Origin of the sequence: Enterococcus gilvus ATCC BAA-350, from assembly GCF_000407545.1 — a bacterium.
Taxonomy (GTDB): Bacteria; Bacillota; Bacilli; order Lactobacillales; family Enterococcaceae; genus Enterococcus_A; species Enterococcus_A gilvus.
Map to the genome: position 1 here is coordinate 2,877,357 of NZ_ASWH01000001.1, position 12,397 is coordinate 2,889,753.

Sequence of the window (12,397 nt, forward strand, 5' to 3'; positions counted from 1 at the left end):
CTACCCTTCTGCTAGTAATATTTCTTTGATATCTCGTGCAATCAGTGCGCCTAAGAAATGATAGCCTTCTTCTGATGGATGAAGACCGTCATAGGATTGGACGAACTCATTGGGTTTTGGATAAACCGTCATATGATGATAGAGGTCAATCACATTCACGCCTGATTCTGCCGCCACCATTTTTGCCATCTGCGCAAAAAGTTGCTGCCGCTCGTTGTCTCCCGCAGTATAAATCGCTGTGTTGATGTAGCCAGTCGTCAATAAAATAACTTTTGACGCGTCAAAGGATTCAATCATCTCTTTCAGATTTTCACCAAAAGCTTCCAGTGAATTCTCGTGTGTCAAAGAATCATTGGTCCCAAACGAGATCACAACAAAATCACCCTCAGCATCCACAGCCTCTTCAACTCGAGCCAAACCATCTGAAGAAGTCTCGCCTCGTTTTTCTAATTTCACGATGGAGTAGCCTGGAAATCCCATCTCCGTCAATTCATCAATGATATATGTGTCTAAAATATCACTGGTTTCACCATTCATGACACCTGCCAATAAACTATCGCCAAATAAAACGATTTTTTTCATTACGTTGTCCTCCTCGCGCTAGTATCGGTTCTATCATAGCATGAAACACGAAAATTATTCAGCCAAATAGCGCGGGCCGAACTCGTCTCTCGCCTTTTGGCTGTATTTCTGTACAAATGTCGTTTTCGCCTCGGTATAGGCATCCCGATCGTGCTCAAACCTTTCCTTTAACGATTGCTTCAACACCCCATACTGCTCTGCGATTTCTGGATGTACCTGTAAATAATCACGAAAATACAATTCGTCCCAGTCCCCCACCGTTTTCACATGCAGGTGATACACCTTCTCCGCAAACCCAGCAGGTGTGTATCCCTTGTTCAAATCCAGCGTTTGGTTTTCTGCGTCCTTAGCCATCACCGTCCAGCCATCCGCCTCAAGCAAATCAGCGATGCGTGGCAGTGGATAATCCACAGGAAATTCCAACAATATATCTACGATTGGCTTCGCGATCAATCCCTCTACAGACGTACTGCCGATGTGCGTGATCCGCTGGACATCAAACTCCCTGAACAATTCCAGCAACTTGCGTTTTTCTTCCTCGTACCATTCTGCGTACTTCGGATCGTGTTCATCCAAAACGATCGGGAACAATTGCCACAATTCTTCCAGCGTCATATCTGACAACTCTTTTATAGTCCTCACCGCTTTCTTTGATTTTATTTCTTCTATCATACACTTTTTTTATGCTGCTCCTTTAATTTTCTTAATATCCCGATTATTTTCTCCCACCCAACTAAAAATATGATGAAACTCCTACCATTCTGATAGCTTTTTACTGTTTTTTTCGGATAGAATGACCTATAGCTCTTTTTTAAGGGAAAATATTCGGATTTCTTGGAGTTGGAGCAATTCTGACTACGTTTTTTATGTTAGAATAAGCGCAGTTATCAAAGGATGTCTGTTTACACGTTCCGTTGCCGAGTCTCCTTTTAGAGGAGGACAGGCGGCAATTCTATCTCCATGAATGAGGTCCATTTACAGAATGATAAACAGCATGAATACCTTACTATGAATAAGGAGGCTGCTATGAACGAAAGAGGGAATTATTACCGGATCGCCCGGAATGAATGGCAAGATTTCTACACACCTGGAAATACGCCGTTGACCCAAGCTGAGTTGGATAGCATCAAAAGTTTGAATGACCGCATCTCCATGAAAGATGTGGAGGATGTTTATGTGCCATTGTGTCACCTGATCCACCTATATATGAAGGATTTTGAATCACTGACCTTAAGCAAAGGGTTGTTTCTGCACCGCTATGTAAAAATGCCGCCATTTATCATCGGGATCGCTGGTAGTGTGGCTGTCGGAAAAAGCACCACCGCTCGTTTATTGCAAACCTTATTAGACCGCTTGTTCAAACATCAAAACGTACAATTGATCACCACTGATGGGTTTCTCTATCCAAACGCTGTTTTAGAAGAACGCGGAATCATGGATCGCAAAGGATTTCCTGAAAGCTACGATATGGAGAAACTGATCGATGTATTGAATGAAGTGAAGTCGGGGAAAGAAAACATTCCCATTCCAAAATATTCTCATGATGTTTATGATATCGTCGAAGGCGAATTTGAAACCATCGATTCACCAGATATCTTGATCGTGGAAGGTATCAACACCTTGCAGCTTCCTGCCAACCAGCAAATCTACGTCAGCGATTTTTTTGACCTTTCGCTGTTTGTCGATGCTGATCCGCAAATGATCGAACGCTGGTACTTGGAACGGTTTGAATCCTTATTAGATACCGCCTTTAAAGATCCTGACAATTACTATTATCAGTATGCCATTGGGGATCGCCAAGAAGCGTTGACCATGGCCCAAGACGTTTGGAAAAATGTGAACTTGAAGAATTTAGAAGAGTACATCTTGCCAACAAGAGGCCGAGCTGATATTATCTTGCACAAGGCAAAGCATCATATTATTGATGAAATTTATTTGCGTAAATACTAGCTTATAAGGAAAGCTTGCTTGCTTTCTTTTATATATAAAACTTGAAAAGGGGTAATAATTGTGACAAACGTTTCTGCCGAAATGACAAACGTAGAAAAAATCATCGTACTTGACTATGGTAGCCAGTACAACCAATTAATCACTCGTCGTATCCGTGAATTCGGTGTTTTCTCAGAGCTTATGAGCCACCGCATCACTGCTGAAGAAGTCAAAGCCATGAATCCAAAAGGAATCATCCTATCCGGTGGTCCTAACAGTGTTTATGACGAAGGAGCCTTCTCCATTGATCCAAAAATCTTTGAACTAGGCATTCCCGTTTTAGGTATCTGTTACGGCATGCAGCTGATCACGTACAACTTAGGCGGAAAAGTCGAACCTGCGAAAAACCGCGAATACGGTCAAGCAACCTTAGAAGTCATCTCTGATGATGCCGTTCTATTTACCGGCACACCAAAAGAACAAACTGTTTGGATGAGCCACGGTGACTTAGTAACTCAAGTCCCAGAAGGCTTCGAAAAAGTCGGCACCAGCAAAGACTGCCCGATCGCAGCGATCCAAGATACTAACCGCAACTTCTACGGCATCCAATTCCACGCAGAAGTGCGCCATTCAGAATACGGCAACGAATTGTTACGTCACTTTGCCCTAGATGTGTGTCAATGTAAAGGCGACTGGAGCATGGATAACTTCATCGAGATGCAAGTCGCAAAAATCCGTGAACAAGTCGGCGACAAAAAAGTCTTACTAGGCCTATCGGGCGGCGTAGACTCATCTGTCGTAGGTGTGCTTTTACAAAAAGCCATCGGCGACCAATTAACATCGATCTTCGTAGACCACGGTCTATTACGTAAAAACGAAGGCGAACAAGTGATGGAAGCACTCGGCGGTAAATTCGGCCTAAACATCATCAAAGTCGATGCCCGTGACCGTTTCCTAGATAAATTAGCCGGCGTTTCTGATCCAGAGAAAAAACGTAAGATCATTGGGAACGAATTCGTTTACCTATTCGACGACGAAGCAACCAAACTTGCTGGCCAAGAAGGCATCTCTTTCTTAGCCCAAGGCACACTTTATACCGATGTGATCGAATCTGGTACCGAAACAGCGCAAACAATCAAATCTCACCATAATGTAGGTGGATTACCAGAAGACATGCAGTTCGAATTGATCGAACCACTAAATACCCTATTCAAAGACGAAGTTCGCGAATTAGGAACACAGCTTGGCATGCCTGACTCCATCGTTTGGCGCCAACCATTCCCAGGACCAGGTCTAGGAATCCGCGTCCTTGGTGAAATCACCGAAGAAAAACTAGAGATCGTACGGGAATCAGACGCGATCCTACGTGAAGAAATTGCCAACGCCGGTCTTGACCGCGACATCTGGCAATACTTCACTGTCCTACCAGGCATCCGCTCAGTCGGTGTTATGGGCGACGGCCGTACCTACGACTACACAGTCGGTATCCGCGCTGTCACTTCCATCGACGGTATGACCGCCGACTTCGCACGTATCCCATGGGATGTCTTGCAAAAGATTTCTGTTCGGATCGTGAATGAAGTCGCACATGTTAACCGGATCGTGTATGATATTACGAGTAAGCCACCTGCAACTGTAGAGTGGGAATGACTTTTAAAAAACCAAGCATTATCAAGGGGTATCAATAGTCTATAGTAACTCTGTTTTTAGTTTATGTTTATGTCAAACATCATCAATAGTTATCAACATTTGGCATTTTAAATGGCATTAAAATTGGGAGCAATATAAAAGAGCTAGTCTTAGAACAAGGCTAGCTCTTTAACTATATATATTTGACTGTTTGCTGTAAGCAGTATTCCAATAGTATCTCCATGTTTGTATTTTTGCATTTTTTACAAGCTTCACAAAATTCTTCTATTTGTTTTCTATCAGCTCCACGAGCATCCGCTACAGGGAAAACAGTTACGTACTCTCCCTTTTTTGATTTAGTTTTTGCATATGGATAACCCATCTCTTTTAAGACATCTTCCAAATTTCTATTATTATATATAGGTTCAATATACTCTTTAAACCAATATTTGTTAAACATAATTTTATTTTTGTATGACTCTTGCGCACTAATATCTGCATCATCCAAATCCATTATCATGAAAATTTTACAATTTATCATTTCTTTTTTATTAAACTCAACAGAAGAAAAAGTTTTTACAAAATTCTTTATATTTTTAAATCTAAAATCTGTCAATAGATTATCCAATGAACCAATCTGTATACTAGATCTCCCTTTATCCCTAGAGACTATTTCTATAGGTAAACGCAGATTTGACTTAATAAATTGAGCTATGGTTAACTCACTTTTTCCATGAACAATAATAATTGCTTTTGTATTATTCCCCATAAGCTTTTTCCTGAATCATTTGATTAATTTCTTCAAAATCAATATCAAGAGGTATAGGAATACCTTCAAAAGCACCTTTTAGATACTGGTTCTGAAAATTATTATTCTGCGATAAAGTTGTATTATCATAATCTCGAAGATTTTTTATTTTTTTATTTCCTTCATAATCAATTGTTATAAAGTATACTGATTGTTTTGGTAGCTCTTTCAACATAAGTGTATCATGTGTAGTAAATACTAATTGACCATTAATATCCTCTGAAAGGCTATCTAACAAATGGTTCATCAATATATCATGTATTCCGTTATCAATTTCATCTATGAAACACACGCCTCCATCAACAACATTTAAAAAGAATGGAAGTATTTCTAAAAGTTGCTTTGTACCTTTCGATTCAAGATTAAATGGCACATCTACGAGGTTACCATATATACTCTTCTTCAAATACAATTTATATTCAATCTCATCATTTATTGTAATTTTTTTATAAAATACATCTTTAATATCTACATACAAACTAGAAAAATATTTATATAAAATTTTTTCTGTTTTATCAATTTTTTTCTCTTCTGAAGACTTTACACTACCATTTGAAAACTCAGAAAGTAAACAAGCTTCTTGTGAAATGGTTGTATAAGATCCAGTAGAAACAGAAATACGTGAAAAGAAACCAATAACTTCTTTAAGTCGATTCTTAATATTTTTGTTAATGTAAGATTCGTTGAGTTCCTCTTCCATTGCCTTAAATATAGAAATAAACGAATGTTTTCCCCAAAGCTTCTGTAACCTGATTTCCAATTCTTTTCTTACATCTAACGTTAAAAATATACTTTTATTCAAATGAGACTTAACTTCATTCAAATTATTTTTTTCGATAGTATAAACATTTCCAATTCTGTCATTTATTGTATAATCAAGTTGCTCTTTAACTATTGTATTTTCATTATCAAAAGTTAATATATACTTGCCTTTTCGTTTACCTTGTAACAAAAAAGAATACTCTAATTGCATATTACTTTTTGTACCTATAGTTTTTGTTTCACCTATTATTCTTTTAATATTTGAAAATTGATTAGCTTTAATAAAGTCAGAAAATATTACCTGATCATCTAACAAAGAAGTATCTTTTTTTTCCATCAGAGCGTTAAATTTATTCAACTCATTACTAAATTCAACGGTATTCACTGATAGTCTTAGTATACCAAATGCTTCAATAATACTACTTTTTCCTGACCCATTTTCACCATAAATTGCTAAAAGATTCTTAGGATTATTCAATGATTTGGTCATATCGAAAGAGATTCTATTAAAAGACTTAAAATTTTCTAAAACTAATTCTGTAAACATGTTAATCACCCTTTCTAATACAAATTGTACTTCAATCAGCTCTTAATTACAAGACTAATCTATTGTATTATAAATTATTCTTTACGGTAATTCCTGTCATTTTACTCCCATCTTAATAGTAAATAACAACGAGACTATATGAAATATTTGTAGATCTGTTTCATCTGCAATAACTCCCACAACTATGTAGTACTTTTTAAGGATTCTCAGCTAAAAACTATTTTTCGTTTCGTCTGCATGTGAAACATAGAAACCCTTGTATATCAATGTTTATAAAGCTGTGTTTCATTTCGTTTCATGTCTCAAAACTTATTAACCTTTTGCAAAAGTAAAAAAAAGAGTGCCCCAAGTGAGCCCTGTAGCTCATTTAAAGGGTACCCTTAGTACGGTCACAAAACAACGGGGTGGGCTATTCTTTATAAATATCATACGTAGAAGTAAATCCATCTCTGTAGTTAAAAGTTACCAATCCATTGTTCCCGTCGACTGTTTCTAATGAAATTGAATCCACATATTCATTTTTATTAAATGTCATATTAGTATCAAACACTAAACTTAGTCCCATAGACCTTGGCTTTTCAAAAGGAAATTTTTCGTTATTCACATAAAACGAATACTCTCCTGTTTTTAAATCAAATACATATGTGTTGTCCTCTCTCTCTAGTGTCCATCTTCCAATGAAAATAATCGGAAGCTCTGAAAGTGTTCTTCCCTCATATATAACACGTTCACTATTTTTATTTTCTAGGTTATCTGCACTTGAATTATAGGACTCTTCACTCATGTATTCAGTATTCTTCTCTTTTAATTCAGATGATTCATTAACTTTTGATTCAGTTGCTTTTTTTACTACTTCACTTTTTCTATCTCCAATATTTGAACATCCCACAAGAAAAATAGTGAGAATAAATACAATCAGTTTTTTTAAATTTGACTTCATAATTTCTCCTTTTATATTATCAATTATCTATCATTTTCAAGAAAATCGTGAGTAACCACCTCTCCCCTATCGTTTTCAAAAGAAATTATACCAACTTTACTTTCTGTTAATTTGATGGACACATAAATAATTGGAGCAGAGCCACTCACTCTGAAATTACTATCAAAAATTAAATATTCTCCTTCCATTCTGGGATTAGAAAGCTCTGTCGTATCATGTCCAAATATCATCCTAGAGTTATCGTCTTCTAGTATAAATGAAATCCCTCTATTCTTAATTCTCCAATTCCCTTTGAATTTGCTAGGTATCAAATCAGAAGATTCAGATCTAGAAATATCAGCACCATTTGAAACTTCTTGTATAATTCTACCAAAGATATGATTAGCTTGAGTTGGTTGTCCATCAATTAGGGTAAGGGTGTACTCCGTTTCCAGTGGCTCTTTTAAGCTTACTGTTATCCCCTCTCCCACCTTCTGCTGAACAGATAGGCTAATTGCTTTCAGATGTTCAATTGCTTCTGATATAGCTTGCTTATCATTTGGAATAGACTCATCAACATAATAAGTAATCCTTGTACCATTGCCATTAATTTCGGTCGTTAGATAACCTTTATAAGGCAATTGATCATAGTTACTGATAAAGTAGCTGAGTTGCTCATCTTTGGTAAAATTTGATTTAGCATCATCAAAAGTTACACTACTATTCACAATATTACTAAAACCATCTCTAAGCTCTTTATTCTCTGTTTCTTTAAAGTATAAGTAATTATTCGGATTCCCTTGATTCTGGCTAGTTATTAACACTTTGGGTACTCCTGAATTAATGGTAAAGAAATAAACATGCTTCGATAAATGGTCTTGTGCCTCTGCATCCGAATAAACAGCTACTAAAGAATAACCTGATTCTTCTTCACCACTTTCTGACCAGTTTAAAACTATTGGCGTGTTACCAATAACCGCCTGCCACTTATTGTTATTCAGAACTGAGTCAGGGAGTTGTAAACCGTATAAATCAACATTATTATTCGGACTGTACTGTTTATACGTCTGATTCATGGTTTGTCCCCAAGTATTCATGAATGACTTGAGTTCATTATCTTTGCTATTACTCCATAAGCTTTGTCTAATCTCTTTTAAATTCTCACTTTCTTTAGTTGATGGGGCTTTATTTTTGTCCATTAATGTATTACTAGATTCTAGTTTATTTTCATTTAAATTGTTAGATTGATTTGTAGAACTATTTTTATTACATCCTGCAATGATAAATAGTATACTCACTAACAAAAAACTAGTTAATAAAAATTTTTTCATGGTTTCACTCCTCAACCTAATCAATAGTATAATAAATTATTTTCCTCTAAAATACCATTGGTTTCCTCTTCTAATTTGTCTAACTTAGTTCGGATATCCCAAGCTTTCTCAGAAAATTTTCCACCTTTCTTTTTGTACCCTTGAACTTTCTCTTGTAACAAATCAAGTTGCTTTGATTGCAATGCCATTATCTTATTCCCATCTTTATATATGTTGTTACTCAGATACCAAGGAACTTTGTAATCATTAATCATTTTATTAGCATCTTTAATCTTTCGTTCAGCTCTATTTAATACTTCTTTTATTTCCTCTGGACTTTTATCTTTATACTCTATCCCTAAGTTATCAAAGGCATTTTTTGTTAATTGTTGCGAATCTGATTCCAAATAGAAAACTATCTCATCAATTTGAGAATCGGTATCTTTTATAGTATTTACAGAGTTCCAATAGACTTCCCTAAACTCACTGTGAGCCCACTTTTCAGCATCAATTGAACTATTTGACCAGCTCGGAAAAATTGCAATACCAATTATAACTAATACGATACCAAAGACAAATTTCTTAGGACTTTTATTACCTTTTTGCTTATTTTTTACAACATCATATAGTTTTGTCAATCCTAAAATAATAACAATAGCCCCAAATAATTTTAATACAAAAATCACTTTACATTCCTCCTATACCAAAGATATGTCTAAAAAATTCAACGGATGGTGTCTTCGAAAACACCACATATATACAAATTATACTATAGCATTGTTTTTATATCAACGTGTTGAGGTGACATCTGTGGAAAGAAAAGTAGAAGTTCAACTAAAAAAACTTGTTGCAGAAAGAAATATATCTCTTCGAGAACTTGCTAGACTATCTGATATAGAACCTTCTATTATTAATAAACTGGCAAATAATAAACATGAAAGAATATATTTGCCTCATATTGAAAGAATTGCCGAATCTTTAGATATTGATGACATTGGTTTAATCTTAAAAATTGTACCTAAAATCGATAACATTTAGACTCTGAGAGGCTCTGGGAGGCTCTGGGAGTCCCTCTAAGCCATTTTATTGATAGGCAAACAGAAAATAGCAGATGACTATTTCAACGCTTTGTATCGCTCCTTATCATCCAAAGATAAGGTTAAAACCTTAGAATATATGATGTTATTAAAGAGGCAAGAAATGGAATGCAATGAGTTCAAATAGAAACACCCATCCGATTAGGAAGGGTGCTTTTTGTTCTTTATATTAAACTGGTAAATAAACCTATCACCAGTAGTTTCAATTTTAGTTAACTCTTCTTTACTATATAGGTCATTCATTACCTTCACTAGATTAAGAGGCTCATCAGAATTGTATGTAATCCCCTTACCCTCAACAATATCCAGTTCTCCTAAAGTCATCTTATAGTAATTAGGAAGCCAATTTCCTCCCTTAAATACTCTGGAAGATATCACTTTAACAAAGCCCATTTTCTCTAGTGATCTGATGTTCTTAGCACTTCTTCCAGTATTACTATCATTGCCCATGTCAGCTAAAGTTGCGTGAGTACAATAAAATACTCCATCACTGCCACTATATTTTTTAGAATGACACAGTAAACTAAAGAGAAGATATCTTAGATTTTTTCTTTGAATAGATAAGATAATATCTAACTCTTGTCTATAGAAAGTAACGTCACTAGACTTCATGCTAAACGAATAATCACCATCATAAACCATCTCAATTACACGCCGTGTTTCATCTTTCAACCCTCGCAAGTTCCACCTTTGATCTAAGAATTTTCTTATCTCAGAGTTTTTAAACGTATTTTGGATTACATTGAAGACCACTTGGTACGTAGCCTCTATGTCATTTCCCTGATACTTTAAGATGCGAGATGCGTGGAACGTAAAATAGTTCCTACTACTTGGTTCTGACAAGCATCCATCTTCAAGAGTTTTTTTCACGTAAGTATAAACGCTTTGGTTATTATGCTCCTTCAGACTGATATTTTTACGATGTACGCTTTTTTTCTTGTCAGTTGTCAATCGATGTTTAGTCATAACTGAACAATCTTTCAAGACATTTTCTTTGAACTCATTCAAAGACTGGGGTTCAATAGACAAAAAATAATCTATAGGTAATGGTTCTAACGTCCGATTGTCAACATAGTAACAAAATTCTTCTGTTTTCAAATGAATACCCAAAGGTAATTTGACTCCAAGTCCAGTAGTGGGTCTTCTTTCAATGCGATGAATTGTTTCTCCCATCTGGGAAAGGACTTCATAATAGAAGTTTTCAAGTTCCTGTTCTCGAATAAATCCGTCAAAATAAAGATCAACATGATAGCCCTTTAACCCTGAATACCAAACATGAATGTCTTTCATAGGGATACCATAATAAGAATGAAGCATTTCTATCAATTCTATAGTTGTCCACCTTCTATCTCCCTCTTCTATAATATCGACATCAAAACACATAAATTTAGTCAAACCACCTGAACCTAATTTTATTCCTAATGTGTATTCTCCATTTAAATGTTTTCTAACTCTCCACTCGTTTAATTGAACCTTGTTATCAATAGTTGTTAGAAATTTAACATCCTCTCCTTGTTTCACTTGGAAAAGGTATTCCTTTCTATAACTAATTAACAGTCTGTCCATTTGCTTTACTACTTTATCCTCTATCTGCTTTGTATATATATTTTCCATACTTATCCTCCTATAATTTTTAATAGTTTTGTTTTAATTTATCTTACTAGTAATAAATAAAGATACTTGTAAGACATAGTCAACACTGCCTACTAAGCATAAATTCATCTAAATCTGATTTTTTTATACGCTTAGTGCCTTCTATTATTGTTATAGGTAAATCATACTCATTGATGTATTTAGCTAGAGTATTTCGGGATACTGACAGATAGTCACAAGCATCTTTTATAGTTAAATAACCTGAAAAATGATTGTTAGGATTAGACAAAGTAGCTAACAGACTTTTTAATTCTATAAGCTCTCTATTTAAAACTTCTTGGATTGCTCTCTCAAGTAGACTATCCAGAGTAATTTCTTCTATACTATTCATGGAATGTCCTCCCTTCTATTGTTTGATCATAATTATCACCGCCTCTCTTAGTTGATATACATAATATAGCATGTATCTACAAAATAATCAACACCTAATTGTGATTTTTTTAAAAAACGTATTTACAAAATCACAATTAAGTGATAATATGTTTTTAGAAAGAGGTGATGACTATGGAAGAAAATAGTAACTTGAAGGTTGGATTTGCTCTTAAGCGTATTAGACAAATGAAATCTATTGAAGGAAAAAAATATACTCAAGCGATGATGGCTAAAGACTTAGGAGTCGGACAGTCATATATTGGAGGTCTTGAAAACAACACACGAACTCCATCATTCAAGACTTTGATAAAGATTGCAGATGCTTTGGGTATCGGTCTCCGTAACTTAATTGATCTATGTGAATACCAACGTCTTACAGAACTATATTGCCAACCAAGTAAAGATGGAACACACAACCTATTATCTCCAGAAAAATTATCCAATATAGGTACACCTGAAGCATTTGCCTTTAGAGATGTTAGTAAATCTTTCGATTACGAAAATCTTAATTTTAAATTAGGAGAATTTTTAGATAATGTTGATGTTAAGAAGAAGATATATGAAGGAGAAAGCATTCCTTATATAGACTCAACTAATTTATCAGACATCATATCTAAGGGAATTAATAAACAAAAGAACATTTTCTTTAATAACCAAAAATTGACCGATGGACAGATATTAGGTCTTAATCAATATTTAGAAGCAATTACAAATCAGAATAATGGAGGTGTTTAAGATGGAGCGATATTAAGCGTAACATCTTAAAATAAACAGAAACTAAAAACGAGA

At 35.2% G+C, this 12,397-nt stretch carries 13 protein-coding genes; 4 read left to right on the forward strand and 9 right to left on the reverse strand.

Translation table 11 applies throughout. From position 1 onward, the window contains the following. Both I592_RS14290 and I592_RS14295 read right to left on the reverse strand, forming a co-directional pair. Positions 1–582: an SGNH/GDSL hydrolase family protein gene (locus tag I592_RS14290; protein ID WP_010779510.1), complete on the reverse strand. Its 582-nt coding sequence runs from the start codon at positions 580–582 to the stop codon at positions 1–3. Between the two features lie 54 nt (positions 583–636). Continuing rightward, positions 637–1,254, reverse strand: coding sequence for a GrpB family protein (locus I592_RS14295; RefSeq protein ID WP_044926329.1), 618 nt, complete (start codon positions 1,252–1,254; stop codon positions 637–639). A 354-nt stretch (positions 1,255–1,608) separates the two neighbouring features. Here I592_RS14295 and coaA point away from each other — a divergent pair, with 354 nt between their 5' ends. Together coaA and guaA are read left to right on the forward strand one after the other, a co-directional pair. Further along, positions 1,609–2,532, forward strand: coding sequence for a type I pantothenate kinase (gene coaA / locus I592_RS14300; RefSeq protein ID WP_010779508.1), 924 nt, complete (start codon positions 1,609–1,611; stop codon positions 2,530–2,532). Positions 2,533–2,592: 60 nt separating this feature from the next. Beyond that, positions 2,593–4,161 (forward strand): glutamine-hydrolyzing GMP synthase, encoded by a 1,569-nt coding sequence (gene guaA / locus I592_RS14305; RefSeq protein WP_010779507.1) that lies wholly within the window; start codon positions 2,593–2,595, stop codon positions 4,159–4,161. Between the two features lie 172 nt (positions 4,162–4,333). On the opposite strand, the gene I592_RS14310 is transcribed toward guaA, so the two are convergent. The 5 genes from I592_RS14310 to I592_RS14330 form a co-directional block, all read right to left on the reverse strand. Next, on the reverse strand, positions 4,334–4,909 hold the full coding sequence (locus I592_RS14310) for a hypothetical protein (protein WP_010779506.1): 576 nt from the start codon (positions 4,907–4,909) through the stop codon (positions 4,334–4,336). Continuing rightward, the gene (locus tag I592_RS14315; RefSeq protein ID WP_010779505.1) at positions 4,899–6,257 is read right to left on the reverse strand and encodes an AAA family ATPase; all 1,359 of its coding nucleotides are present in this window, start codon (positions 6,255–6,257) and stop codon (positions 4,899–4,901) included. Before I592_RS14315 ends, I592_RS14310 begins: the two co-directional genes overlap by 11 nt. Before the next feature lie 409 nt (positions 6,258–6,666). Further along, the gene (locus I592_RS14320; RefSeq protein WP_010779504.1) at positions 6,667–7,197 is read right to left on the reverse strand and encodes a hypothetical protein; all 531 of its coding nucleotides are present in this window, start codon (positions 7,195–7,197) and stop codon (positions 6,667–6,669) included. Between the two features lie 23 nt (positions 7,198–7,220). After that, positions 7,221–8,507 carry a DUF4767 domain-containing protein gene (locus I592_RS21840; protein ID WP_010779503.1) on the reverse strand — a complete coding sequence of 429 codons (1,287 nt, stop codon included), beginning with the start codon at positions 8,505–8,507 and terminating at the stop codon, positions 7,221–7,223. Between the two features lie 20 nt (positions 8,508–8,527). Next, positions 8,528–9,172, reverse strand: coding sequence for a DUF308 domain-containing protein (locus I592_RS14330; RefSeq protein ID WP_010779502.1), 645 nt, complete (start codon positions 9,170–9,172; stop codon positions 8,528–8,530). Between the two features lie 124 nt (positions 9,173–9,296). Here I592_RS14330 and I592_RS14335 point away from each other — a divergent pair, with 124 nt between their 5' ends. Further along, complete coding sequence (locus I592_RS14335; protein ID WP_010779501.1) at positions 9,297–9,524, forward strand: helix-turn-helix domain-containing protein; 228 nt, start codon at positions 9,297–9,299, stop codon at positions 9,522–9,524. Positions 9,525–9,724: 200 nt separating this feature from the next. Here I592_RS14335 and I592_RS14340 read toward each other — a convergent pair whose 3' ends face one another. After that, entirely contained in the window at positions 9,725–11,197 is a 1,473-nt protein-coding gene (locus tag I592_RS14340; RefSeq protein WP_010779500.1) for a TOTE conflict system archaeo-eukaryotic primase domain-containing protein, read from the reverse strand. A gap of 79 nt (positions 11,198–11,276) precedes the next feature. Further along, on the reverse strand, positions 11,277–11,567 hold the full coding sequence (locus I592_RS14345; RefSeq protein ID WP_010779499.1) for a helix-turn-helix domain-containing protein: 291 nt from the start codon (positions 11,565–11,567) through the stop codon (positions 11,277–11,279). 173 nt (positions 11,568–11,740) lie between these two features. Here I592_RS14345 and I592_RS20770 point away from each other — a divergent pair, with 173 nt between their 5' ends. Continuing rightward, entirely contained in the window at positions 11,741–12,343 is a 603-nt protein-coding gene (locus I592_RS20770) for a helix-turn-helix domain-containing protein (RefSeq protein WP_010779498.1), read from the forward strand. The last annotated feature ends 54 nt before the right edge of the window (positions 12,344–12,397 follow it).